This window comes from Chitinivibrionales bacterium (genome assembly GCA_014728215.1).
Lineage (GTDB): Bacteria > Fibrobacterota > Chitinivibrionia > Chitinivibrionales > WJKA01 > WJKA01.
In genome coordinates, this window is sequence record WJLZ01000152.1 from 1 (window position 1) to 25,914 (window position 25,914).

Consider the following 25,914-nt stretch of genomic DNA (forward strand, 5'->3'; position numbering starts at 1 on the left):
GAACAGCTTACTCTGTCACGCACCCTGCTGGAAAAAGCAAAAGCAAAATATGAATTCGGCGGCACAACAAAACGACTTGTACTTCGTCAACAAGTACTGGTCAACGCGGATTCATCATCGGTAGCATCGCGTAAGCTGGATGTCACCAGTGCTGTCCATACGCTCAACGTTGCGTTGGGACGCTCCCCTGCTGAAGACATTACCATTGTACCCGACACACTGGTAACCGAGCCGCAGCACGAGCCCGGCTGGTGGTTTGAACAGGCAAAGAAACATAACGCGGGAATTGCGATCGCTGATATACGGCGCAGTATCGCAGTCAGTCAGGAAGGCATCGCCAAAGCGGCATTCTGGCCGGTCCTTTCGGCCGGCGGCTCGCATACACAATATTTCGGCGATACCGAGCAGTCGCGCTCCCAGATCGGCCTCAATCTCGGCTGGACCATATTCAACGGTTTCAAGCCCCTTACTACCGCACAAAACGCCACACTCGACCGGGAAAGTGCGGAACTCTCTTTCGAACAGAAGCATAAAAAACTCGAAGCCCTGGTGTATCAACAATGGGAACGTCTGAACAATGCCTATGAGCAGACCCTGTTCGAGCGGGAAGCCGTCACCCTGGCATCGCAATCCCTCGAAATCAGCAAAGAACAGTACAGCATGGGAGCAATTTCCGATATCGAACTCCGTGAAGCCCAATTGTCGCTCACTCAGTCCCGGGTGCGACTGGAGAGTGCGCTGTTTCAGTATAAAGTGACGCAGGTGCAGCTTGAGCAGCTTGCAGGAGAGCTAAGGTTGTAGGAGCCATTCTCGCCTTCGTCCTCATCCTCTCTTTCTGAAAAATTACAACAAAGAACCGGCAATCTGGTCGCCCGTATCTCACTATCGACTCCGCGATTCTCTGATTGCGTCTAATATATCACTCGTTGTTGCTTTTGTTTTTACCCCGCGTATATCAAATGGTGAACATTTTGCCTTTTTAACAGGAACAATCGAAAACAACTGGCCGCCTTTCCGGCGGATCTGTACCGAACCTTCTCTTTTTGCCCTGTCCAAAACTTCTGAAAAATGTTGCCGCGCCTGTGAATACGTAAATACGGTCATGTTATACCTCCAGAACTTTTATTCCGTTTTTTACGGCCTTAACTCTTTGAGCTTCATCAAGTGACAGCAAGGGAGCATTATATTTTTTTGCGCAGACAAGGATATATGCATCGTAGGCATATATATTTTCTTTTTCCGCCATCCTGATCGAGCTTTCAAGTTCGACATTCACAAATTGAATCGGTATTTTGCGATATTCCTTTATAGCAGCAATCGCTTCTCTCAGCTTAAGTCGCTTCTTTTTGAACATCGCAGAAAATGCATTACCCATTTTCCAGTGTACGGAAGGTGGAGCGATAAGTTCGGCTTCGCTCGTTATTTCGATCAATTTTGATTTTTCAGGCTCGTTAAGCACAACGGCTATTATTGAAGATGTATCAACAGCCACATAATTCATAAATACTCCCGCATAAAGATCAAGTACAATTGTACAACAGAAAATATATCAACGGACACTGCAAATAATTACGGAATGATGAGACTTTAGCGGACCGCTCAACTTTGAGGATGAGTATTCGGATCGAACCTGAAGTTATTGAACCGGCGTCGTAGTATCATGCAAAAGACATTATAGCTTTCTCTGGGGATATTACCTTTGAACTTAAATTTGTAACATTTTAGAATCCTCAATCCGCAATTTGAAACTTCGCTGCTCTGCCCTCTTTTATTGTAGCCTTCATCATTTAAACCGATCCATAATATATCTTAAAATTCATCTATGAAAACCATCTCCGCTCCCCGAATTGTGTTGCCGGTCTTCTTTTTTCTCTCCGGCATGTGCGCGCTGATCTACGAGATTATCTGGCAGCGAATGCTCTATTTCATTTTCGGTCAAAGCGCCTTTGCGACCGCGACAGTCCTTGCCGCCTTTATGGCTGGCCTTTCCCTGGGGAGTCTTTTCTTCGGTAAGGTTGCCGATACAATGAAATCCCCCAAAAAGCTGTATGCGCTGCTCGAATTCGGCATCGCCGCCTCGGCGTTGCTCTTTCCGCCGCTTCTCGAAGCCATAAAACATCTGTACATTTACCTGGACCGGACCCTTGAGCTTTCCGCTTTTGCGGTAATCTTCTTGAAATTTACACTCTGCTTTTCGGGCCTTGTTATTCCTGCCGCGCTTATGGGCGGCACCTTTCCGGCGGCAGTCAAATTTTACACGCGATGCTGCGGCATGTCCGGAAAAAATATCGGCATTCTCTACGGCGCCAATACACTGGGTGCGGTTGCGGGCGTTATTCTGGCGGGATTTTATCTGGTTGCAGAATTCGGTGCTCTTCACGCTACCTGGATCGCTGCCGGTTTCAACAGCCTTATCGGTAGTGCCGTTCTTTCTGCGAACCTCGCAGGCATTCTGCCATCGGTAAAACACCAGAAGGCCGATCATCTCCCTCCGAAAGCCCCCCGATACGAACTTCCGGGAGAATTTCAAAGAAAAATCGCCCTTTTTGTTGCCGGCCTTTCGGGATTTTGCGCCCTTGCGGGTGAAGTCGCCTGGAGCCGTTCATTGGCCTATTTCATGCAGACCTCGCTCTACTCTTTCCCTGCCATGCTTGCAATTTTTCTTGCCGGCACCGGTCTTGGAAGTCTCATCGTCACACTTTTTATCGACACCAGAATAAAACGATCACTTTCTGCGGGACTGATCCAGACAGGAGTCGCAATTTTTATTCTCTTTGGACTTTTTCTTTACCCGCTTCTCGGCGACTTTGTCGCTTGGATAACCATCAAGGAAATATCGCCATGGAAAACCCTGCTTGTGACCTCCTTTGCGGCGCCTGCATTCATAATGCTGATCCCTTCAATACTGATGGGCATGACATTCCCCCTGCTCTGCCGGATCGTTGCCGCCGGCTATGCTACCTCAGGACACCGGACCGGCCTGGTATATTCCATAAACACCCTCGGCGCAATACTTGGAGCGATTGCCGCGGGGTTTATATTCATTCCCCTTGTCGGTACAACGTCAACGACGGCCATTATTTCTTTCATAAACCTTACCGCCGGTTTGTTGCTCTTTTTTTCCGAAACCAAAAAAACAGCCGATAAAAAACTTGTCCCTCAGATAATTTTGACCGGTGGATATTGTGTAGCCTTATTTTTTGTCATCACCAATAACAGGCCGTACTGGCTCTCCAGCCCTTTTTATCGCAATCTCGCAAAGGGCGACACAATCACCTGGTACAAAGAGGCGCCGTCGGCAACAGTGACCGTTCGACAGTACGCCCCCCATCCCCTGGACAACAACCGGTATAAAGTTATCGAAGTCAATGGCGTGAATGTTGCGGGGACATCTCCCACGCTCCGAACCACCCAGAAACTTCAGGGACACCTCCCCTTACTTCTCTTCAAAGCTTCAACCGGAAGAAATGCAAACCAGGCCTTTATTCTGGGCCTGGGCACCGGAGAGTCATCCCACTGTATAACCCTTCACGACATACAGAATCTCGACTGCTGCGAAATAGTCGCGGCCGAAACCGGAGCGCTGAAAGAATTCAAAGAAGTCAACCATGCAATATTGTCAAACAAAAAAATGACACTCCATACTGAAGACGCGCGTACATTCCTCCTTTCGACCGATAAAACCTATGACATAATCGAAAGCGATGCAGTCCATCCCGATATCGACCTTGCCACCTATACAAAAGAATATTTCGAAATCTGCAGGTCCCGTCTGAGCGAAGAAGGAATCTTTTCTTCATGGATACCGCTTTATTATCTCAGCAAAAATCATATCCGTACCATGATCGCCACCCTCCACGCGGTCTTTCCCCATGTTATGATCTGGTATTACCCCCGGTATAACAATAAACATGCCCTTATCCTGGGAATGAACAAAAAACTTTCAATTAATTGTAAAATCCTTTCGCAGGAAACGGAACAACCTGAAATCGCTGAGAGCCTCGATGAAATCGGTCTTGACAATATACACACAATCCTCAGCTGTTTCATCACCGATGAGACCGTCTATGCACGAGAAAACGACAGCCTGGTAATAAACGATGACGACCGTCTGGTTCTCCCCCGTTTGATTCCCATGCAGCAAACCACCGGCAACGAAAGCACGGTGAAAGCTCTTGATTATCTTCGCTCGATTGAAGCCTCTGTGTTACCCTACTGCACATTTTCCGATTATGGTTTTCGGAAATATTTGCAGGAACATTTAAAGAGACGGTCATTTTCCATGCGTGCTATAGGTGAATACTACAAAGGGGAGTATAGTCATGCTGCAACTCTGTATGAAAAGATTCTCCGGGAAGAACCGGAAAATGTGCATGTCCGGTATTCGTATCGTGAAGCACGCCTTTATGAAGCCTTAAGCGGGGCGAAACAATTTCTTTCCCGGGGAGAATTCGATCGGGCAAAAGCATCATACCAGAGGGCTTTAACGCTTGAGCTGGCCTCGGCAACGGTCCATAACTCCCTGGGCGTGTGTTACTACAGAATGCGTCGTTTCAGGCAGGCGCTTCGACATTTTAACCGTGCGATCCAATTGTGCTCCACCTATGCACAACCGCATTTCAATAAAGCCCGGCTTTTTTATGCCGCCAGCCGCCTGAAAGAGTGCAGGCAAAGCTGCCGTAAAGCTTTGTCAATTAATCCATACATGAACGACGCCAAGATATTGTTAAGAAAGAGCACGTGATATACAAAAGGTTGTGTTTTCTCGATTTATTTATTGACCACCTGAGCCATACTATTGTATACTTTTTAATGGAAGGGGATAAAGTACGATGGCCGATCTCTTTCGCATGAGGCAAATAAATGCCCTCTACCGGAATGCAGTGGATAAGCGACGCTCAATTTCGGGGGTTACCCTCGCCGAATTGATGATTATCATTGTCATTGCCGCCATTCTTGCCGTTGTGGCGGTACCCAATCTTGGCCGCATGCTGTCCCGTATTCACACTCGTAACAGTGTCAATGAAATCAAAAGCACCCTTGCCCTTGCCCAGGCACGGGCGATTGCAAATCCCCGGGTGCACTGTGGCGTCTATTTTAACACAAGCGACCAGAAAATGCTGATTTTTTTTGACGACAACGAAAATAATCACTACGATTCGGGCGCCGACCGTATCTACAAAGACAATTACTCCCTGGACAAATCAACGAAATTCATACTCACGTCAGTTCCAAATGACGTTGTAATATTCCGGGGGGACGGCTCTGCGAAAAATGGGGCGACCATCCAGGCAAAAGACACCAAATACAATCAGACAAAAACCATAACCGTAGTTAAACAGAGCGGCAAAATTCAGATCCAGTAATGTCGAGCAGGTTTGGGAAAATCGAGCTCAAAAAAATATGTTTAATGAGATCTATATTATATAAATAACTATTGACGCATCGGCTTTTTTAAGATATAATTATAAACAGGGGAAACAAGAAAGATAAAGACTGAAATCTTATCCCACACATCACTCGCATACCAGACATTCAACATTTCGGTTTTTATCATGTCTGTCTGAAAGATGATCTCCTCAGGTCCTTGTTGAGCAATAAATATTTTTATTTTCCGATAGAGAGATTTCTTTTTTCACCACCATTGCAGAAGTTGAAGAGATGCATAGAAAATCTGAAAACAGAAAATCATTATACAAGGATATGAGCGGTTTATCGCTTATTGAAGTTATGATAGCCCTTGCGATAATCGGTATCAGTGTGATGATCATCATGCTCGGTGAAAGAAATAAATGGGCAACGTTTAAAAGCGCAAACAAGACGACCCAGGCGGTTAACATTATCGAGAACGAAATCGAGAGGGTCCGCATGGACATTGTCGAAGACCCGTCAGCCGATTGGCCACCCTGCGCTTCCACGCCCTGCTGTTCCAGTTTTACCAAATCGGGAATCAATTTCGAGATGTGTTTTGACGATGCTCTTAAAAATGACGGTACTGTTGCCGATAACCTGCAAAAAGTTGAGATTACTGCCAGTTGGAAACTTATCGGTACTCCCGACACCTTGAGTATCAGCACCTATATTGCCAGAGATTTTTAATCATGAAAAAGATAATAAAATCAGATAAAGGAATAACGCTTCTGGGACTGCTTATCGCCGTTGTTATCGGGGGTCTTGTTCTCATGGGGCTCATGCGCGTTTTTATAGCATCGGTAAATAGTTATTCGACCGAAGAAAAACTTATTGACATGAAACATACATCTTACATGACGATGAACAAAATCAAAGAGTTTTTCATGGAAGCCGGTGTTGATTTGCCGGAGGATGAAGATGTTATCACCTTTAACGGCGATTATGTAACAATCAAAGTCAACCGAAGTGCGGCGTATCATGCCTTCGATGCAGCTCTCGATACCAACCAGGCGCCGGTCGAAGATGCGCGGGGATTTATCGGATACCAGACAGTCTGGAAAAAGACCCCCGGCCAGACCCCGGAGCAGTATTCTATCGACATTTCTCAGAACACCCCGCCCTGGGAAAAGGGCGTCGACACAACTAATGACGCCGTCTATTTAGCCCAAAGTGTCTCCTTTGCCCCCGATGATGAGCTTTATGCTTACAAAACATACTCATTCAAACATGACCCCTCCTCCGCAAAAGTTTATATGACGGTCGACGGCTACGAAGATATTCTTGCCGACAACATCTCAGAATTCATGATCAAATTTTACGACACGCATAAAGATTCAAAGGTGGAGAAAACCGACTGGGCCGACATGCGGGTGTGCAGCCTCCGGGTGGTAGGCAAAACCTCATCCCCCGTTGGTATGGGCCGGGGCGAAGTCAAGGAAACAGCGCTTACGAAAATGTTTTATCTGCGGAATAAAATACCCGTTGGAAGCGGGTCATAGAGCAGACCGGCCGGGGGATCGCCAAGCCTGTAGAAACGACCGGTCGTATTCGATACTACAACCGGAAATTTGATTTTCAGAACTCCTTTGAGGAGGAATCATGAAAAAGCTGAAAAAATTATGCGGAAACCGAAAGGGTTATGTTCTTATCGCATCAACCGTTGTTGTTGTGGCATCGACGGCCATGGCCATATTCATGGTCAGAGCATCGGGGAAAAACGCGGTTGCAGCACAGACCCTGAAAAACAAGACCAAGGCGTTCTATGCCTCCGACGGCGTCATGACCTTTCTGGTGCAGGAAATAATCAACGGCAATGCACAGGAGTATCTCGGGTCGGATGACTCAATAACTATCGAAGCCGAGAATTATGCGAACAAGGAATCCGCCGGGGGCCGTGGGTGGGAAGACGATTATTCTTCAGATCATTCCGGCAGTGGCGCCATGGCGGTTCTGCCCAACAGCGGTGGGTCCTTTACCACCAATTATATCGGCAACAGCCCTCGGCTCGACTACAATGTCTGCTTCACCGAAACGGGGCCCCATTATGTCTGGATACGTGGGAAGGGAGAAACAGAAAGCGACAATTCATGCCATATCGGACTCAACTACGAAGCCGTCGCTGGCGCCGATTCAATCGAAGACTTTTCAACATCCTGGTCCTGGAAATCCACCGAAGGACAGGGACAGCAAATTCAAATCGACATTCCCTCCGCCAGCTCTCATGTCGTTAATGTATGGATGTCTGAGGACGGCTTTGTTATCGACAAGATTATCATCTCGAACAAGTCCGATTACACTGTTTCCGGAATCGGCCCGGAGGAAAATGTCTGTGAAGGCGCCGGGACCTGGCAGGTGGATGATTTTATCGTTGACGCCAAAATGGTCCCCAAAGATGAAAGCAATCTGGTATTCGATCTGACCACCGACGCCTATAAGATCGACGGCGATGGTAATAAAATCTATTCGGCGCCCCTGAAACAGTTCTTTTCAGCCCAGGGAACTGCGGCAGCGGACGTGGTACAACTTGAAGCCATTTTTTACGATTATCACTGCAATGGAACCAATCCTAATTTTCAGAACTGCGAAGCAACAAAACGGTTCCTGAAACACCGCAGTATGCATTTTGTTCAGGATAACCTAACCGCTCACCGGAAACCTCAGAAATCTCTCAGTATCACTGATGTACCCTGTATTAGTTGGGATCGACATTTCTGCCCGGACATTGCAAATTGTAACCAGCCATACAACGATACCTGCCTTCAGTGGGGAGCTGATCCTGGAGATGACAATTGCCCCGCCAACGAAGCCGGATTTGCTGACGGTAGCGGTCCCCGTACCAGCGATTTTTTCAACGACTGGTTCTGGCCCAGTGGCAACGGCGGCAGGGACCTCGGTGTTGAATTCAGAAAAGACGATCCAGTCCCCGGGTGGCGATGGTATAAGGCCGGTACCAACGATGAACTCGACTATTATGATCCGGCCGAACCGGAACGGGGCAGGGTTGGTATCAACTGGGACGAAGACTACATGATGGCCAATGTTGTTGTGTATGTCGACCTTGAGTTCCATCGTGTGGAGGGTGATACGTTATGGGACGGAACTCCTGTTCCACCCAACAGTTTCATCTGCAACCCTCCTCTTCCCGATCCCCATCATCCGGGAGAATTTCTCGAACCCCAGTACTATCCTCTTGACGGTAAAGGCTTCAAGCCGCCGGACGCCGCGCGTGCCACACCAAAGGGTAATGAATTATGCTTGAATAAACACGGATGTCCCCGACGCGGAATGACACATCCTGTCTGGCCGTGCATGGATGCTTCCAGGGCCTATTCTCCGACTATCGACCACAACTACTCTTTTACCATGGAACTCCATACAACATTCACCTATGAAGCCGGGCAGGTACTCAAATTCCACGGCGGAGACGACTACTTTGTCTTTATCAACGACCAGCTTGTCATTGACATGGGCGGCGTCTATATGGATGACTCGGCAAGTGTCGATCTCGACACAGAAGCAGGGAGTCTGGGAATCACAACCGGTAACGAATATACGCTCGATATCTTCTGGGCCGAACGGTATACTCCCAAGGGAACGCTCACCATGACTACCAATATGGACATCTTTAAAGCCACCGGAACCCCCAAACGCCGCTGGAAACGCGAGTACGGCATGCTTGATTAGCGATAAAACGAGCGTGCGCGGCGGAGCGGGGAGAAAACGACCCGACGACTCGGCGACACGGAGACGCGACGGCATGATCTCCTGAGAATCAGGGAGTGCCTGCCGTTATTTCCATTCAATCGATATGAAGATATGCTTTGTTGGGGATATGACTGTCGGAGCTGATGAAATATATGCCCTTTCCAAATGCACAATGAGACATTTGTGAAGTTTTAATTCGCCGTCCCCTGGTATTATAAATCACCGGAACACCGTATTTTTCCTGAAGCGGCAAAAACAAACCAGTCCTTTCTTTTTTTTCGGGATTTTTTACCGATGATGAAACTGTAAACACCGAATCAAAAAACATCATAACGTCTTCCATTGACGAAGGCGGCACGGTATAATGATCTTCCCCGTTGGTATAATAAAGGTGCTCGATATCGCATCCCTCGAGGGTATCGTGCAGCGCAGCGTTGACCTCATGAAACTTATCGTTTGGTCCGCTGTAAAAACCGATATGCACATTCCGGTTTTTGAGTGCGCAGATATTATCGACCGGGGTTACGGCTTTCCACTCATTATCGTTGGTACTCTGGTCCCCCAAAACAGTATTCAGAAAATATTTGCCGTTATAGGGCATGATATCGACGCATCCTTTGATACTGAATGCAACGCTGAAAATGTCGGGATGCCTGATCAAGTTATGGAGTGCACCGAATCCGCCCATACTATGCCCACACAGGCCATTTAATTCCCGTGAAGAACCAGTCGCATACAGACTGTCGATAAGCGGTTTGAATTCTTCGGCCAGCCAGGTGGAATAATTCCAGTTGTCATTGATCGGGCTGTCCAGCCACCAGGAATCCCGGCCGGAACCGTCATCGGGAGCAACGGCAATGAATTCCGCACTGTCGATATAATTCTGGACCTCCGCTCCATTGGTCCAGTCATCTTTGGAACAGGTTGCGCAGTGAAGAAGATACACTACCGGATACTGTTTCCCGGATTCAACCTGCTGCTCATAATCATCCGGAAGAATTACGGTATAGGAAATATCTCTTAAAAGAATCGAACTTGAATAAGACCGGTTAACAGCAGTTCCGCCAAATACCCCATGAGTAATTACCATGTACAAAAGAACAATACCGGCGTTTTTCATGGAACTGCCCTGTCCAGGAAATTTCATACCCCTCTCCCCTATTTGCTGGAAATGCTGCCCATCGGTTCGTTAAAGTAATATAAATAAATTTTTATAATCCATCATCGATCCCCATTCAATAAATCCCCTAATCCACCAAGGATCGACCCTTCCCCTTTTCGTGCCCCTCCTGCCCGTGGCGCGTGCTGGATTATTCTGTCGGCAAGGCGTGAGAATGGAAGGCTTTGAAGGTACACTGTCCCGGTTCCTCTGAGTGTTGCTAAAAAGAGTCCTTCACCACCAAAAAACATGGATTTAAGCCCGGAGACCATCTGGATGTCATAATCGATACCTTGGGTAAAGGAAACAATACAGCCGGTATCGACATTGATCGTTTCACCGTTGAGTTCTTTTTTCACAATAGTACCTCCGGCATGAATAAACACCATGCCATCCCCGCGCAACCGCTGAAGAATAAATCCTTCACCACCAAAAAAGCCGGTGCCGAACCGTTTGGTGAAGGCGATCGAGACCTGGGTACCCAGTGCAGCGCACAGAAAGGCATCTTTCTGGCACAGAAGCTCTCCCCCAACCTCGGCCATATTAACGGGAATTATTTTACCGGGATAGGGTGCGCCGAAGGCCACCCGCTTTTTGCCCGGGCGGTTGTTGGTGAAATGGGTCATAAAAAGCGATTCGCCGGTAAATGCCCGTTTGCCGACATCCAGAAGCTTTCCCAGAAATCCGCTGTCAGCCTTTGAGCCGTCGCCCATATTCGCCTCAAAACCGATGCCATCCTCCATCCAATTCATGGCGCCGGCTTCGGCAATAACGGTCTCCTGCGGATCCAGTTCTACTTCAACAACCTGCATGTCATCACCGAAAATCTCAAAATCAACTTCATGGCATTGCATAGTGGAGTACTCCTTTTTGTTATAATCCGACTCCCCTCCCTTACGATCGGGGCTCTGTTTATTTACTCTTTCTCGAATCGGGTCATCCAGCGACCAGCACCCATTCGTGTGCTCGTGTGCTCGTGTGCTCGTGTGCTCGTGTGCTCGTGCGCTCGTTCTCCCTAGTGCGCCACACTCCAGTTCACTCCGATCCCGGCATCAACTTTCAAGGGCACCGACAACTCATAGGCACTGCTCATTTTATCAACAACCCAGGTCACAAACGTATCGGCATCCTTTTCGGGCAATTCAAACACGAGTTCATCGTGTACCTGAAGAAGCATTGCTGCTGAGGGAAACAGCTCATCGATTTCCCGGTGGATACCAATCATGGCAATTTTAATGATATCCGCAGCGGTTCCCTGAATCGGCGTATTGATCGCTGTGCGCTCGGAAGCTTCACGGACCTGCCTGTTCTTCGCATTGATATCAGGTAAATACCGCCGCCGTCCTGAAAGCGTCTCGGTGTACCCGTCTCTGCGGGTATTCTCGATTGTTGTATCCATATAGGAACGGATTGTCGGGAACTGTTCAAAATAGGTTTCGATAAACTCCCGCGCTTCTTTAAAAGAGAGGTTGAGCTGACGGGAGAGGTTTGCCGGGCCCATGCCGTACATGAGACCAAAATTGATGGTCTTGGCACTACGGCGCATCTCCTGACTGACAAGCTCCAGAGCGCAATTATACATCACCGATGCGGTTTGGGTATGAATGTCCTGATTCTCTTTAAATGCCTGTATCAGCAAAGGGTCTTTGGAGACATGGGCCAGTATTCTCAGTTCGATTTGCGAATAATCTGCCGAGACAATGACCGAGCCTTCAGGGGCAATGAATGCTTCCCGAATTCTTTTGCCGTCATCGGTACGCACCGGGATATTCTGAAGGTTGGGATTGGTGCTGGAGAGACGTCCGGTTGCGGTAATCGTCTGGTTAAAGGATGAATGCACCCGTCCGGTCCGCTTTGAGACCTGTTGCGGAAGGGCGTCGATATAGGTCGACAGCAGTTTCTGAACTTCACGGTATTCGAGCAGCGACTGAGCGACAGGATAGTTTGGCGCCAGTTTCATAAGCGCATCGACATTTGTCGACAACCCTGTTTTGGTCCGCTTGGATTTTGGAAGGCCCAGCTTGTTGAAAAAGATTTCGCTGATTTGTTTCGGTGAATTAAGGTTGAATTTTTCATCGGCCAGTGCATAAATAGCCTTCGATATTTCTTCAAGTTTTAGCTGATATTCTCCGGAAAGCTCGTGCAGCAGATTTCTGTCAACGAATATTCCCCGCCATTCCATTTCGGCAAGAACGGTAACAAGGGGAATTTCGATCTTTTTATATAGTTCTTCGAGATTTTTTTCTCTCAACAGTCTTTCGAATTTTTCCCGAAGAAGCAGCGGAACTATAACATCTTCACCGGAATACATTGCAGCATCATCGACTGCAACCGCGGCAAACGAAATCTGTTTGACGCCTTTACCGATCAACGTTTCAATCGATGTTGTTTTGATGTTGAGATAATCGAGCGCCAAAATGTCGAGATTGTACTGACGTTTGCCGGGATCGATGACATACGCGGCGACCATGGTATCGAAATCGATTCCCTCCATGGTGATCCCGTAATTTTTGAAAATCTGGTAATCGTATTTCAGGTTCTGCCCGACCTTATTTACAGCAGGCGACTCGATCATATCCCTACACAATGCAAGCACCTTATCACGCGGAAGATTCCTGGTGCTGTGCTCGTGACCGACCGGGACATAGAGCGCCTCTTTCGTGTCAATCGCCAGGGCGATTCCAACGATCTCGGCTTCACGGGGTTCAGTGCTCGTTGTTTCCGTGTCGATTGACACAAAACCGCATTCGACAATTTTTCTGCAGAATGATTCGACTTCCTCGAGGGAACGGGGCACCACCGGCACGAAATCCAGGGTGGAAGAATTTTCAAAGAGCGGATTGTTGAGCAGCGACTTGAATTCCAACTCTTTGAAAAATTCGACACACTCCTCTTTTTTAACCGGCCGGGATATAAAGGAATCCCAACACAGCTCCAGATCGAGGTCATCCTTGAGTGTGACCAGTTCTTTGCTGAGAAGGATTTTCTCCCGGTGTTCTTCGATTTTAGCAACAAGCTTTGGATTGTCCAATTTCGACGGATCTTTCAGGAGCGAATCGATATCGCCGGTCTGTTCGAGTATTTTCACCGCGGTTTTGGGTCCGACGCCGGGAACGCCGGGGACATTATCCGACGTATCCCCGGTGAGTGCCAGAAAATCGCGGATTTTTTCCGGCTCCACGCCCATCTTTTCGGTGACTTCGGCCGAATGATAAACACTCAGTTTCCCGCCGCTTTCAGGCGCGAGCATGGTGACATGATCATTCACGAGCTGCATGAGATCCTTATCTTTTGTCACCAGGAAGACTTCGAACCCGTCTTTCACCGCTTTTTTTGTCATATAGGCGATAAGGTCATCGGCTTCGAGGCCATCCTGCGCCACGGTCGGTATATTCAGAAGTTCGATCAGCTTGTCGATCAGCGGCATCTGCATTGACATGTCATCGGGCATTGCCTCACGATTCGCCTTGTACTCGGCATACATTTCATGACGGAATGTCGGTTTGGCCGAATCGAACACGACAGCGATATACGGGCATTTGAAATCCTGCAGAAGTTTGAGCATGGAAATTGCCGTGCCGTAGACTGCGCCGGTGGGCCGGCCTTTTGAGTTTGACAAGGGGGTACGCAGCATTGCAAAATAGGAACGGTATGCCAGCGCGTGCCCGTCGATAAGATAGAGCTGTTTTTTGTTCATTTACCTGAATTTTCCTTTTTTTAAAATGAAGTCGAGCATAAACCCCGCCGCTCCTTTGTTGGGAATTCTCCCCCGTACCGCATTGTCCATATCGGTCATGGCAGTTTGCGGAACCGCCGAACCGACGCACGACGGGCAACCGTCATCACATGCGCAATTCGCAATTACATCCCTAATAGTTGTAATAATATCGTCGAACTGCTCCAGACATCGCCGGGCGTATCCCATACCGCCGGGATACTTATCATGAAAAAAGAGCGCGTCACGGTTGAGATTGCGGGCATCCACGACAGTCCCGATATCCTGCTGATCGCACATGACAAAGAAGGGAGCGACTTCAACCAGTACATTGGCAATCCCGATAAGGGCCTCACCAACCAGCAGGCGTTTTTTGAGCATAAGATCAACGACCCGCTGTGGCGGGGCAAACCAGAACGCCACGGTCTCCAGCGATTGCGGGGGAAGCTCCAGTTTTTCGAATCCCAGACTGTCTCGGGAGTGAAATTTGATTTTCTTGAACATGGGAGTGGTAGTGGTAACCGTCACTTCACCAAATCCCAATACGCCGTCATGCCACGGCTCTTCTATCTCTTTACTGTCGAGTTGTATCTGTGAGACAGTGACCGCCTGTGTATAATAATCGAGATCTTTGCGTTCCACGAACGCGATTTTCCGATGGATATCCAGTTTGTTAACAAAATAGGTGTCGGCGCCGTGAAGATAGACCGCATGATCGTGAAGCTGGGAGAGTGCACTGATCTCATCGAGTGTTCCAATAATCCGCTCATTTTCCGCCTGTTCCTGAATCGTATATACGGGCCCGGCGATATTGCGCAGGTTTACCGATGCAGCAGGGTACTCCGAGGTGGACCAGTACCAGTTCTTATCGATATGAGAGACTTCATTATCTTCTTCCAGAAGCTCGAGTACCGGCTGGGCATACGGACCAAACACCTCGGTATTTTCATCACTGAGGGGGAGTTCATTAGCGGCGCATTTCAGATGACCCACCACGATATGGGGATTATCGGCGTCAACAACCGCATGCTCGGGATTTTGTTTGAACAGGTAATCGGAATAGGTCATGAGATACTGGTCCATGGGAGCATTCTGTCCCATCAGGAAAACCATCGACTCCCCTCTTCCCCGCCCGGCCCGTCCGGAGCGCTGCCACAAACTCGCAATCGTACCGGGATATCCCACCAGAATACAGACATCCAGGCTGCCGATATCGATGCCCAATTCCAGCGCGCTGGTACTTGCCACCGCCATGATCTTCTTTGCAGCAAGTTTCCGTTCGATTTCGCGCCGTTCCTTGGGAAGATATCCTCCCCGGTATGCATGAACCGATTCGGCAAGCTTTCTCGAAACCGGCATCAGGCGGTCACGACAGCTTTTATAAATGAGTTCGGCGGCAAGTCTGGTCCGTACAAAGGCAATGGTCTGTACCCTTTCCTTAACAAGGGTAGTTATCAACGAAACCGCATCACCGACCGGACTTCGCCGATCCCCTCCTGCCCGCCAGTTGGTGTTGTCACCGGTAGCTGCGGTTTTCAATGGAGGAGGATTCCACAGCACGAATTGTTTTGAGCCTCGCGGAGAACCGTCGTTATCAACGAGCTTCATGGGAACGCCACAGATTCTTTCTGCATGCTCTCCAGGATTAGCGATTGTCGCTGAAGAGCATATGAACTGGGGTGATGACCCATAATGTGCACAAATTCGCCGCAACCGGCGCATCACATTGGAAAGGTGAGAACCGAAAATTCCTCGATAGGCATGTATTTCATCAATGACAATGTACCTGAGATGGGTGAAAAACCGGTTCCATCGTGCATGCTGGGGCAAAATACCCTGGTGAAGCATGTCGGGATTGGAAAGAATAATATGAGCACTGTCCCGGAGTTTACGGCGGAGATTCGCTGGAGTATCGCCATCGTAGGTACCGGCAATAAAAGAAATATCAGACTCGCTTTCCTGCAGTGAACTCAATCCCCGAAGCTGATCCTGGGCTAATGCCTTGGTTGGATACAAAAAAAGCATGGTCGCACTGCTGTCCGAACGGATCGATTCGACCACTGGTATTGTGTAGCATAAGGTTTTACCCGATGCCGTTGCCGTAACGACAACGACATTATTCCCCTTGCGAACCTGACCGACAGCTTCGGCCTGATGAGAATAGAGCCGGATTACCCCCCGTTTCTGCAATGCTGCAAAAACAGCAGAATCCATTCCTCCGTCAAGATCCCCATATACCGGTTCCCTCTCAGGAATGGTGTTAACATGCACGATCTGATTTTCAAAAAACGGAAGGCGCTTCAGGCGCTCGAGAAATTCTGCGGTATTAAGCATATATAAATACGATCACTGAAGTAGTTTGTGCTTTAATATGTATTATTCTTCAGGCAGGAGCAAGAGGAACGTGAAAATTGAGGTTGAGGACTATAAACGAGAATTTGAGAGAAAAATGCTTGGGGTCTGTACTCCGGCTTTGTCCCCAAGTATGGGGGTGGGCGGAGCCCGGGGGTTGGGCTCTCAGGAGGAGCATTTTCCAAGCTGGGTTCTAGGGCCGCCCAGGCCCTACCAACGCTACAGTTTCTTTGACTAAAGACAATCTGATGCAGAAGTCCTGCCCTGTGGGATATCCCGGAGCCTGTATCCATTCTTCCTTTTCACCTCACCCCTCTCCCGAAACGTTGCCTCTCCCTTACTCTTTTTACGACGCAGAATCGGCCACCCTAACCTTTACTGCCACAGCTGTTTATTTAAGATTTATTATTAATTTAAATATCCACAATTACCCCTTGGATAGGATATCGTACAGCTAGTATATTGAGATGTTTCAGTCCAGCAACTTTTAAAATATTGATTTCATCTTTTTTCATCATTCACCAACAACTGAAAGGAGCTCCAGTTATGTCGGACCAACCGAAACAAGGATCAATGACATCTCTGATGAGTGAAAAACGCAAATTTCCGCCGCCGGAAGAACTCAAGAAGATTGCACACATTTCGAATTTGGAACAGTATCAGGAAATGTATGATCGTTCGATCAACGATCCTGATGGATTCTGGATGGAACAGGCAGAGACACTGGACTGGTTTAAAAAGCCAACGAAAGTACGCGAGTACAATTGGGATACCAAAGGACGAAATGTAAATCACACCTGGTTTGCAGATGGTGATTTGAATGTATCTTACAACTGCCTCGACCGTCATCTAAAAGATCGTGGTGACAAAGCTGCGCTTATATGGCAGGGCGATGAACCCGATGAAGAGAAAACTATCACCTTCAAGCAGCTTCATGAAGATGTCTGCAAATTCGCCAACGTACTCAAAGGTCTCGGCGTGAAAAAAGGCGATCGTGTTTGTATCTATCTTGGCATGGTAACCGAGCTTCCTGTAGCGATGCTCGCCTGTACCCGTATCGGTGCAATCCATTCGATCGTTTTTGGTGGATTCAGTGCTGATTCGCTTCGTGACCGGATCAACGATTCCCAGTGTAAAATTCTTATCACCGCCAATGTTTCGAAACGTGCGGGTAAGGATGTTCTTCTGAAGCAGATTGCTGATGAAGCTGTTAAAGATACGCCGAGCATCGAAAAAGTGATCGTTATTCAGAGAACCGATTCCGAATGTGCCATGACCGAAGGTCGTGACGTTTTCTACGGCGATGTTATGAAAGATGCATCGGCCGAGTGTGAAGCCGAACACATCAATGCAGAAGATACTCTCTTTATTCTCTATACTTCAGGTTCAACCGGCAAGCCCAAGGGTGTTGTCCACACAACCGCAGGCTACCTTCTCTACACAAGCCTGACCCATAAATATATCTTCGATATTCACGAAGATGACATTTACTGCTGTGCCGCCGATATCGGTTGGATAACCGGTCACAGCTACATTGTCTATGGTCCGCTCTGCAACGGTACGACCTCGGTAATGTTCGAGAGCACACCGATGTATCCTGATGCAGGACGGTACTGGCAGATGATCGACAAATTCAAGATTACTCAATTCTACACTGCGCCTACCGCTATTCGTGCACTGATTCGTCAGGGCGACCAGTGGCCGGCAAAATATGACATGAGCAGCCTGAAAGTGCTCGGTTCAGTTGGTGAGCCGATCAATCCTGAGGCATGGATGTGGTACTATGAAAAGGTCGGTAAAGGCCGCTGTCCGATTGTGGACACCTGGTGGCAGACCGAAACCGGTGGTATCCTCATTTCGCCGCTTCCCGGAGCGACGCCGCTCAAACCCGGTAGCGCCAACCGTCCGTTCTTCGGTGTTGAACCGGTGATCCTTCGTGATGACAGCAGTGAAGCCGAAAAAAATGAAGGCGGCAAGCTCTGTATCAAGAAGCCATGGCCTTCGATGATGCGTACCACCTGGGGTGATCATGATCGGTTTATGGATGTTTATTTCAGCATGTATGAGAATCTCTATTTCACCGGTGACGGCTGCCGTGTTGATGAAGAGGGTGATTACTGGTTGATGGGCCGTATTGATGACGTTGTAAACGTATCGGGTCATCGTATCGGTACTGCTGAAGTTGAAAGTGCGCTTGTCAGCCACAGCAAAGTATCTGAAGCTGCTGTTGCTCCCATGCCCCACGAGATTAAGGGACAGGGACTCTATGCCTACGTAACTCTTGTTGACGGTGTCACCGAAAGCGAAGAACTGAAAAAAGAGCTTGTCAAACATGTCCGTAAGGAGATTGGTCCGATTGCAGCTCCTGATAAAATTCAGTTTGCACCATCACTGCCCAAGACACGTTCCGGTAAGATCATGCGTCGTATTCTCCGCAAAATAGCCGAAGGTGTGAGCGACAGAGGAACTCTGGGCGACACATCTACACTTGCAGATCCTTCGGTAGTCGATTCTCTTATCGAAGGTCGTCAGTAGTAATTAATCTGGTACATTACGGCGCCGGGCGTTTTTTTAATGAAACGCGCCCGGCGTTTTTCACGTTTTATCTGCTGAAAGGACTGCCGTATTATGGCTGATCAAAAGGTACAAAACCGGTGGCTTGTCGTAGTGGGCGCAGTACTTGTCCAACTGTGCCTCGGAGCTATCTATGCATGGAGTGTATTTACTAAAAAGATTACGGTTCCACTTGCGGAAGGCGGAGAATATGGATTCTCTGCAACGCAGGCTGCCTGGATTTTTTCTGCAGGACTGGCAACTTTTGCTATTGTTATGGTTCTTGTAGGACCATGGGCAAAAAAAGAACCCCGGAAAGCAACGATGCTCGGGGGATTTGTTTTGGGTTTGGGTTACATACTTGGAGGATTTTTTGGAAGCAGTTTTGCTGCCCAGTTTATCTGCATCGGAGTTATCGGCGGTGCGGGTATCGGTATAGCCTATGTTGTGCCCATTGCAGTCGGACTCAAATGGTTCCCCGACAAAAAAGGGATGATCGCGGGCCTTGGTGTCGCCGGATTCGGTTTCGGTGCAACGATCTGGGTTAAACTCGCCGGTTCCTGGTTCGGTGGCCTTTTAAATACAACCAGTTTTTTTGGTCTTCCCGGTGTTCAGAGCGTTTTCCTGATCTATGGGATTATCTTTGCCTTGGTCGTTTTAATTGGGAGTCTGGTGATGATTGATCCGCCGGAGGGATATTTGCCGACGGGATGGGAACCGCCTTCTGCAGCTTCAGGCAAACCTGGGACAGTCGACATGACCAGTAAAGAGATGCTCGGTACCCCGCAGTATTATATGCTTCTTCTCATGTTCACCGGATCCGGCCTTGCCGGTCTGATGGTCATCTACTGTATCCGTCTCTTTGGTATCGATGCTCTTCAGGCAAGCGGTGTTGCAACAGCTCAAAGTGCTGCAACGATCGCTGGAACCGCAATGGCCTGGTATGCCATATTCAACGGCCTGGGAAGAATCGTCTGGGGAACTGTCTCCGATAAAATCGGCCGTAAGATGGCCCTTTTCGCCATGTGTCTGCTTCAGGGGATAATCATGCTCCTTTTTCTGAAAATGGGCGGAACGGTTATCGGCTTGATAGTGGGAGCAAGCGTCATCGGATTTAATTTTGGTGGTAATTTCTCACTCTTTCCAACGGCAACCTCAGATTTCTTCGGAACGAAAAACCTCGGTCCCAACTACGGATGGGTATTTCTGGCATACGCTATTGCCGGTATTGCCGGTCCGCAGGTTGCCGGTTTTTTCAAAGATGCCGCCGCCAAATCGGGCGCGGGAGTTGAGGCTTGGCGACAACCTTTTATCATCGCATCAGTTGCCTGCCTTATCGCTGCAGGAATTGCACTTGCGCTGAAACCGCCGAAAAAAGCATAAGATAATGATAGCGGTGTAAGATTACGGGGAAAGATTACGATATAAGAAAAATCAGTATTTCTCATATTCAATCTTAACCCGTAATCTTTACCCTTTATCCTCCTCTACACGTTCCCAATGAAGCTCAAAAGTCGTATCGAACCGGGTGTAGTCAAAGGTCATCGTCTTGCCCTCACCCTCGGATAACCCTTCCTCTTCTTTCCAGTAGGTAAGCGTTATGGCGGGGACCATTCGGGGGTCTTGTGTTACAGGATGGTCTTCAACATTGACATACCCCTCTTTTTCGATAATGACTTTCCAGAGCGTGCCGAATTTTTTACTCCGGACATACTCACCTTTATGAGGGATTCCTTTTTCCTTGCGGATAATTTCCCAGGGATCATCCATGGCATGTCTCCTTGAACAAGGCAGTAATATCTTCAGGATAATAAAATAATATTTCGCCCTTTAGCTTCTCGCCTCTTCCATTTGAATTCCAGCTTTGTTTTATATATTTTGAAACACTCCTTTTCTTTGAAACGACTTACCACATGTTAAGTGTCTTATGAAAAAAACAGCATTATATGAAAAACATGTCGATCTCGGCGCTAAAATGGCCCCCTTTGGAGGATTTGAAATGCCGATACAGTACAAAGGCATTATTAAAGAGCATGAAGCGGCCCGCGATGCTGCCGCCCTGTTCGATACCTGCCATATGGGAGAAATACAAATTTCGGGCCCCGCGGCCTGTTCCGACCTGAATCGGATCACGACCTGCGATGTTCCCGGTTGTGCTGTAGGCCGATGCCGCAATGGATTTATGTGTAATGAACGTGGCGGGGTTATCGACGATCTCATCATCTATCGCTTCGACGAGAATGATTTTATGATGGTGGTCAATGCAGGAACACAGGATTCCGACCTGAAATGGATTCAATCGCGGGTATCGGCGGATACGAAGGTTGAAAAGATCCCTTATGCCAAACTCGATCTTCAGGGCCCGAAATCTCCTCCGATCATGCAGAAAGTGGTAGACTGCGATTTGTCGGATATGAAATCGTATACACACCGAACGTGCAAAATCAATAGCCACACAGTTCTTATCAGCCGGACCGGCTATACCGGAGAAATCGGCTTTGAGCTTTATTGCGAGCAGGATGCTGCTCCGGGCATCTGGAATATGCTCATAAAATTGGGGGCAGAACCAGCAGGTCTCGGTGCCCGGGATACACTCCGGCTCGAGATGTGTTTTCCTCTCTTTGGTCACGAAATGGATGAACATCGCAATCCCGGAGAGATGGGATTCGGTAAGTTGATCGACTGCTCCAAAGAGTTTGTCGGCAGCTCAGTCGTTTGCGATAAAAGCAGACATAAGCAGAGCCTTGTTGCAATCGAATTCGATGGCCGGCGGGCGGCTCGTCATGGCGACAAAATAATCGACCCCTCCGGAAAAGAAACAGGAATAATAACCAGTGGCTCTTATTCGCCTTCATTACAAAAAGCCATAGCCCTGGGTTATGTATCCCCGGAGCAGGCTTCGCCCGGCACCAAAATAATCGCCCGGGGTGAACGCAATGAGTTAGCAGGCTCAATTGTCGAAAAGCCCTTTTACAAAAGGGCTACCCGCTGGAAAAAAATTATCGATTTTTTTTAAGAGGATAGAACGCTGATAACGCAGATTGCGCGGATCTTCGCTGATGATGAGAGCGTGCAATATCGAATACTGAACAAGGAATAATGAAGTAAAGAATTTAATCCGATCTTTTTTCCCTTTTCTTCGACATTTAAAACTCCTTATTCATTATTCAATATCTTCATTTCTCCTGATCTCAGATCGGCGAAAATCAGCAAAATCGGCGTTCTATTCCGTTCATTAACAAAGGACCGACATGGCATACATTGCAAATACCCCTCATCAACAGCAGGAGATGCTCAAGAAATGCGGAGCAAAATCCATGAGTGATCTTTTCGCCGATATCCCCGCCCCGCTTCGGTTATTGTCGCTTGATATCCCCAAAGGCAAATCCGAATTTGAGGTTATGCGCTACTTTGAAGAGCTTGCATCCCGGAATTACTCGCATCTGACCAGTTTTTTAGGCGGGGGATTTTATGACCATTTCATTCCGGCTGCTGTTGATGCACTTACCGGACGGAGCGAGTTTTATACTTCCTATACCCCCTATCAGCCCGAGCTTTCGCAAGGCACCCTTCAAGCCTATTATGAATACCAGAGCCATATCTGCAGACTGACCGATATGCAGGTATCCAATGCATCGCTCTACGACGGCGGCACGGCTCTCTACGAAGCTTGTCAGATGGCTATCTCGGCTACCCGGCGGCGGAAAATTGTCATGGACGGCGGTGTTAATCCGATCTACCGCAAAATGATCTATTCCTACGCCGCAAATCTCTCGATCGATTTTCATGAAGTTCCGGTCAGTCACGGCCAGAGTGAACGCCACAAAATATTCGAACTTCTCGACAACGACACCGCAGCGGTAATCCTTCAAAACCCTAATTTCTTCGGGGTTGTCGACGATCACACCGACATTGTCAAGAAATGTCATGAGCATGGCGCTCTTGCTATCCAGTCGGTGAATCCCATTGCTGCGGCACTTCTTAAGTCTCCCGGTGAAATAGGTGTCGATATCGCCACTGGTGAAGGCCAGCCGCTTGGTATTCCGCTCTCGTTTGGCGGCCCCTATCTGGGATTCATGGCCTCAACAAAGAAACTCGCCCGTAAGATGCCCGGACGAATTGTCGGAAAAACACTCGACCGTAACGGCAAAGAAGGCTTTGTTCTGACACTCCAGGCCCGGGAACAGCATATCCGTCGCGAAAAAGCAACATCGAATATCTGCACCAACCAGGCATTATGCGCGTTGAGAGCACATATCTATCTGAGCCTTATGGGAACGCAGGGGCTTAAAAAGACTGCAAAACTATGCCTTGACAAAGCACACTACGCCAAACAGCGCATTAAAGCCATCCCCTGTGTGCAGGTCATGGAATCATCGCCTACCTTTCATGAATTCACCATCCGTCTGCCCATGGATGCCGGCGAATGTGTCGGGAAAATGATCGAAAAGGGCTTTGCCGCAGGATTTCCTCTTGGTCGCTATTATCCGGGAATGGAAAACTACCTGCTGGTGGCGGTAACCGAAAAAAGAACAAAATCCGAAATCGGCACGTTTGCCGAAGCACTCGAGGAGGTTGTATGTCGGTAATATTCAGAAAATCCGTTAAAGAAAGAACCGGAGTCAACCTTCCGGCAACCGACGTTCCCATTAACATAGAAATCGACGAAAAGTATGCCCGCTCTACCGAATTGAATCTCAGTGAACTTTCCGAACTCGATGTGGTTCGTCATTTCACCGAGCTTTCGAGGAAAAATTTCGGTGTGGATACTAATTTCTATCCCCTTGGTTCCTGCACCATGAAATATAACCCTAAAATCAATGAGAAAATTGCCCAGCTCGCGGGCTTCGCCGAACTCCATCCCCTTCTCCCCCAGCTTCGACGGGGCGGAATGCTGACCCAGGGAGCCCTTACCGTACTTTACGAATTGGAAGGGTTGCTTAACGAGATTACCGGTATGGATGCTTTCACGCTGCAGCCCTTGGCCGGTGCTCACGGGGAACTCACCGGAATGATGCTTATAGCCGCCTACCACAAAAACAAAGGCAATAAAAAAACCGAAGTGCTTATTCCCGATGAAGCACATGGGACGAATCCCTCGAGTGCGGCAACCGCAGGTTATGCGGTGCGTGCAGTGCCGACCAATGCAAAAACCGGGGCTCTCGATGTTGCAAAGCTCGAAGAAATGATCACCGATGAAACGGCTGCACTCATGTTGACCAACCCCAACACGCTGGGTATATTCAATGCTGATATCGCAAAAATCGCCGACATTGTTCACAGCCACGATGCACTTCTCTACTATGACGGCGCCAATCTGAATGCTGTTTTGGGCAAATTCCGTCCGGGTGACGCCAATTTCGATGTTGTTCATCTCAATCTTCATAAGACATTTTCGACTCCCCATGGTGGCGGTGGTCCCGGTTCCGGACCGGTGGGCGTGAAAAAACATCTCGAAAAATTCCTCCCGATTTCCCGTATCGTGAAAAGAAACGACAGCACCTATGCCCTCAATTATGATTACCCCGACTCTATCGGCTATATCGCTCCATTCTATGGAAATTTTTCCGTCTGTCTCAAGGCCTATGCCTATATCCTGAGCCTGGGTGCTGAAGGTCTTGTGCGGGTATCTGAAAATGCAGTGCTCAATGCAAATTATCTCATGCACAGTCTGAAAAATCATTATGATATTCCTCATCTGCGCACCTGCATGCACGAGTTTGTAATCTCGGCAAAAAAACAGGTCGAACATGGCATTCATGCCCTGGATATTGCCAAGGGACTTATCGACAAAGGATTCCATCCGCCAACAGCCTATTTCCCGCTCATCGTTAAAGAGGCACTCATGATCGAACCGACCGAAACAGAGAGCAAGGAAACGCTGGATGCATTCGCTCAGGCAATGCTTGAACTGGCACAGGAAGCCCGGGATAATCCCGAAAAGCTTACAAAAGCTCCCCTCTCAACGCCGGTAACCCGGCTGGATGAAGTCAGGGCGGCAAAGGATATGGATTTTGCCGATATATAAAAATCGAACTCCATAAAATCGCCTCTCTCCAAACTCACTTCCCTCCCTAATATTATTTTTGTGTGCCTGAGTACTGGTTTCACTAACAGGAGGAGATTTTTAATGGCAGCCCGGATTATCGACGGCAAACAGGTATCGCAGAATATTCGTGAAGAACTCAAAAAGGAAGTCGAAAAGCTAAAATCAGAGGGAATACCCCCCGGATTGGGCGTTATCCTTTTAGGAGACGACCCGGCATCACAATCCTACGTGCGGGGAAAAGAACGTACCTGTGAAGACCTCGGGATTTATTCGGATAACAATCATCTTCCTGCCGAAACTACTCAGCAGGAGCTTCTGGAGCTTATCCACCGGATGAATAATGATCCTAAAATCGACGGGATCCTTGTCCAACTGCCGCTGCCGGGGCACTGTGATGAAAAAACAGTCATTGAAGCAATCCTTCCGGAGAAAGATGTCGATGGGTTTCATCCTGTCTCAATCGGCCGTATGATGGTTGGTGAACCCACATTCCTTCCCTGTACCCCTCACGGTATTATCCAGCTCCTTATCCGCAGTGGGGTCACCATTGAAGGAGCTCATGCTGTGGTGGTTGGAAGAAGCAATATTGTCGGTAAGCCGATCGCCAACATGCTGATTCAGAAAAAAGAGCACGCCAACGCCACGGTGACCGTCTGTCATACCCGGACAAAAGACATAGCTTCATACACACGGCAGGGTGATATCATTATCGCCGCAGCAGGAAGGCCCAATACGATTACTGCCGATATGATCAAGGAAGGCGCCGTTGTAATCGATGTGGGGGTTAACCGGGTCGAAGATGCATCGAAGAAAAAGGGATACCGTCTGGTGGGCGATGTCGATTTTGATGCGGTCAAAGAAAAAGCAGGTCTGATCACTCCGGTTCCCGGCGGTGTGGGCCCCATGACCATTACCATGCTGATGTATAATACAGTCGAATCGGCGAAGCGAAGATTGGAACGCTGATGA

The 25,914-nt window shown here is 48.4% G+C and carries 19 protein-coding genes; 12 read left to right on the plus strand and 7 right to left on the minus strand.

What is annotated here, in order from left to right; genetic code table 11:
* On the plus strand, positions 1-801 hold an 801-nt coding region (locus tag GF401_13175; GenBank protein MBD3346008.1), incomplete at its 5' end, for a hypothetical protein.
* A gap of 81 nt (positions 802-882) precedes the next feature.
* On the opposite strand, the gene GF401_13180 is transcribed toward GF401_13175, so the two are convergent.
* Both GF401_13180 and GF401_13185 read right to left on the minus strand, forming a co-directional pair.
* Positions 883-1,104 carry a type II toxin-antitoxin system prevent-host-death family antitoxin gene (locus GF401_13180; GenBank protein ID MBD3346009.1) on the minus strand — a complete coding sequence of 74 codons (222 nt, stop codon included), beginning with the start codon at positions 1,102-1,104 and terminating at the stop codon, positions 883-885.
* A 1-nt stretch (position 1,105) separates the two neighbouring features.
* Positions 1,106-1,501, minus strand: coding sequence for a PIN domain-containing protein (locus GF401_13185; GenBank protein ID MBD3346010.1), 396 nt, complete (start codon positions 1,499-1,501; stop codon positions 1,106-1,108).
* Positions 1,502-1,822: 321 nt separating this feature from the next.
* Between GF401_13185 and GF401_13190 the strand changes: the two genes are divergently transcribed.
* The 5 genes from GF401_13190 (at position 1,823) to GF401_13210 (ending at position 9,096) form a co-directional block, all read left to right on the plus strand.
* Positions 1,823-4,744 carry a tetratricopeptide repeat protein gene (locus tag GF401_13190; protein MBD3346011.1) on the plus strand — a complete coding sequence of 974 codons (2,922 nt, stop codon included), beginning with the start codon at positions 1,823-1,825 and terminating at the stop codon, positions 4,742-4,744.
* Positions 4,745-4,832: 88 nt separating this feature from the next.
* A complete protein-coding gene (locus GF401_13195) occupies positions 4,833-5,366 on the plus strand; it encodes a hypothetical protein (protein MBD3346012.1) in 534 nt (177 codons plus the stop codon).
* Positions 5,367-5,661: 295 nt separating this feature from the next.
* Complete coding sequence (locus GF401_13200; GenBank protein ID MBD3346013.1) at positions 5,662-6,099, plus strand: prepilin-type N-terminal cleavage/methylation domain-containing protein; 438 nt, start codon at positions 5,662-5,664, stop codon at positions 6,097-6,099.
* Between the two features lie 2 nt (positions 6,100-6,101).
* The gene (locus tag GF401_13205) at positions 6,102-6,911 is read left to right on the plus strand and encodes a hypothetical protein (GenBank protein MBD3346014.1); all 810 of its coding nucleotides are present in this window, start codon (positions 6,102-6,104) and stop codon (positions 6,909-6,911) included.
* A 100-nt stretch (positions 6,912-7,011) separates the two neighbouring features.
* Positions 7,012-9,096 (plus strand): fibro-slime domain-containing protein, encoded by a 2,085-nt coding sequence (locus tag GF401_13210; protein ID MBD3346015.1) that lies wholly within the window; start codon positions 7,012-7,014, stop codon positions 9,094-9,096.
* A 115-nt stretch (positions 9,097-9,211) separates the two neighbouring features.
* Here the strand turns inward: GF401_13210 and GF401_13215 are convergent, their stop codons facing one another.
* The 4 genes from GF401_13215 to GF401_13230 form a co-directional block, all read right to left on the minus strand.
* A complete protein-coding gene (locus GF401_13215; GenBank protein ID MBD3346016.1) occupies positions 9,212-10,264 on the minus strand; it encodes a hypothetical protein in 1,053 nt (350 codons plus the stop codon).
* Between the two features lie 74 nt (positions 10,265-10,338).
* Positions 10,339-11,130, minus strand: coding sequence for a TIGR00266 family protein (locus GF401_13220; protein MBD3346017.1), 792 nt, complete (start codon positions 11,128-11,130; stop codon positions 10,339-10,341).
* Positions 11,131-11,291: 161 nt separating this feature from the next.
* On the minus strand, positions 11,292-13,973 hold the full coding sequence (gene polA / locus GF401_13225) for a DNA polymerase I (GenBank protein MBD3346018.1): 2,682 nt from the start codon (positions 13,971-13,973) through the stop codon (positions 11,292-11,294).
* Complete coding sequence (locus GF401_13230; GenBank protein MBD3346019.1) at positions 13,974-16,325, minus strand: DEAD/DEAH box helicase; 2,352 nt, start codon at positions 16,323-16,325, stop codon at positions 13,974-13,976.
* 603 nt (positions 16,326-16,928) lie between these two features.
* On the opposite strand from GF401_13230, the gene acs reads away from it, so the two are divergent.
* Together acs and GF401_13240 are read left to right on the plus strand one after the other, a co-directional pair.
* Entirely contained in the window at positions 16,929-18,878 is a 1,950-nt protein-coding gene (gene acs, locus GF401_13235) for an acetate--CoA ligase (protein MBD3346020.1), read from the plus strand.
* Positions 18,879-18,971: 93 nt separating this feature from the next.
* Positions 18,972-20,279: an MFS transporter gene (locus GF401_13240; GenBank protein MBD3346021.1), complete on the plus strand. Its 1,308-nt coding sequence runs from the start codon at positions 18,972-18,974 to the stop codon at positions 20,277-20,279.
* 87 nt (positions 20,280-20,366) lie between these two features.
* Here GF401_13240 and GF401_13245 read toward each other — a convergent pair whose 3' ends face one another.
* Entirely contained in the window at positions 20,367-20,666 is a 300-nt protein-coding gene (locus tag GF401_13245) for a hypothetical protein (protein MBD3346022.1), read from the minus strand.
* 157 nt (positions 20,667-20,823) lie between these two features.
* Between GF401_13245 and gcvT the strand changes: the two genes are divergently transcribed.
* The 4 genes from gcvT (at position 20,824) to folD (ending at position 25,911) form a co-directional block, all read left to right on the plus strand.
* On the plus strand, positions 20,824-21,912 hold the full coding sequence (gene gcvT / locus GF401_13250) for a glycine cleavage system aminomethyltransferase GcvT (GenBank protein MBD3346023.1): 1,089 nt from the start codon (positions 20,824-20,826) through the stop codon (positions 21,910-21,912).
* Between the two features lie 235 nt (positions 21,913-22,147).
* A complete protein-coding gene (locus GF401_13255; GenBank protein ID MBD3346024.1) occupies positions 22,148-23,485 on the plus strand; it encodes an aminomethyl-transferring glycine dehydrogenase subunit GcvPA in 1,338 nt (445 codons plus the stop codon).
* Positions 23,476-24,924: an aminotransferase class V-fold PLP-dependent enzyme gene (locus GF401_13260; GenBank protein ID MBD3346025.1), complete on the plus strand. Its 1,449-nt coding sequence runs from the start codon at positions 23,476-23,478 to the stop codon at positions 24,922-24,924. Before GF401_13255 ends, GF401_13260 begins: the two co-directional genes overlap by 10 nt.
* Positions 24,925-25,026: 102 nt before the next feature.
* Positions 25,027-25,911 (plus strand): bifunctional methylenetetrahydrofolate dehydrogenase/methenyltetrahydrofolate cyclohydrolase FolD, encoded by an 885-nt coding sequence (gene folD / locus GF401_13265; GenBank protein ID MBD3346026.1) that lies wholly within the window; start codon positions 25,027-25,029, stop codon positions 25,909-25,911.
* Positions 25,912-25,914 lie beyond the last annotated feature (3 nt).

What these genes read in the sequence shown, in the direction of transcription:
- GF401_13255 (MBD3346024.1), top strand. Translation starts at nt 22,148, where the DNA reads ATGGCATACATTGCAAATACCCCTCATCAACAGCAGGAGATGCTCAAG.
- GF401_13190 (MBD3346011.1), top strand. Translation starts at nt 1,823, where the DNA reads ATGAAAACCATCTCCGCTCCCCGAATTGTGTTGCCGGTCTTCTTTTTT.
- GF401_13220 (MBD3346017.1), bottom strand. Translation starts at nt 11,130, where the DNA reads ATGCAATGCCATGAAGTTGATTTTGAGATTTTCGGTGATGACATGCAG.
- GF401_13200 (MBD3346013.1), top strand. Translation starts at nt 5,662, where the DNA reads ATGCATAGAAAATCTGAAAACAGAAAATCATTATACAAGGATATGAGC.
- GF401_13185 (MBD3346010.1), bottom strand. Translation starts at nt 1,501, where the DNA reads ATGAATTATGTGGCTGTTGATACATCTTCAATAATAGCCGTTGTGCTT.
- GF401_13180 (MBD3346009.1), bottom strand. Translation starts at nt 1,104, where the DNA reads ATGACCGTATTTACGTATTCACAGGCGCGGCAACATTTTTCAGAAGTT.
- polA (MBD3346018.1), bottom strand. Translation starts at nt 13,973, where the DNA reads ATGAACAAAAAACAGCTCTATCTTATCGACGGGCACGCGCTGGCATAC.
- GF401_13215 (MBD3346016.1), bottom strand. Translation starts at nt 10,264, where the DNA reads ATGAAATTTCCTGGACAGGGCAGTTCCATGAAAAACGCCGGTATTGTT.
- GF401_13240 (MBD3346021.1), top strand. Translation starts at nt 18,972, where the DNA reads ATGGCTGATCAAAAGGTACAAAACCGGTGGCTTGTCGTAGTGGGCGCA.
- GF401_13210 (MBD3346015.1), top strand. Translation starts at nt 7,012, where the DNA reads ATGAAAAAGCTGAAAAAATTATGCGGAAACCGAAAGGGTTATGTTCTT.
- acs (MBD3346020.1), top strand. Translation starts at nt 16,929, where the DNA reads ATGAGTGAAAAACGCAAATTTCCGCCGCCGGAAGAACTCAAGAAGATT.
- folD (MBD3346026.1), top strand. Translation starts at nt 25,027, where the DNA reads ATGGCAGCCCGGATTATCGACGGCAAACAGGTATCGCAGAATATTCGT.
- GF401_13195 (MBD3346012.1), top strand. Translation starts at nt 4,833, where the DNA reads ATGGCCGATCTCTTTCGCATGAGGCAAATAAATGCCCTCTACCGGAAT.
- GF401_13205 (MBD3346014.1), top strand. Translation starts at nt 6,102, where the DNA reads ATGAAAAAGATAATAAAATCAGATAAAGGAATAACGCTTCTGGGACTG.
- gcvT (MBD3346023.1), top strand. Translation starts at nt 20,824, where the DNA reads ATGAAAAAAACAGCATTATATGAAAAACATGTCGATCTCGGCGCTAAA.
- GF401_13260 (MBD3346025.1), top strand. Translation starts at nt 23,476, where the DNA reads ATGTCGGTAATATTCAGAAAATCCGTTAAAGAAAGAACCGGAGTCAAC.
- GF401_13245 (MBD3346022.1), bottom strand. Translation starts at nt 20,666, where the DNA reads ATGGATGATCCCTGGGAAATTATCCGCAAGGAAAAAGGAATCCCTCAT.
- GF401_13230 (MBD3346019.1), bottom strand. Translation starts at nt 16,325, where the DNA reads ATGCTTAATACCGCAGAATTTCTCGAGCGCCTGAAGCGCCTTCCGTTT.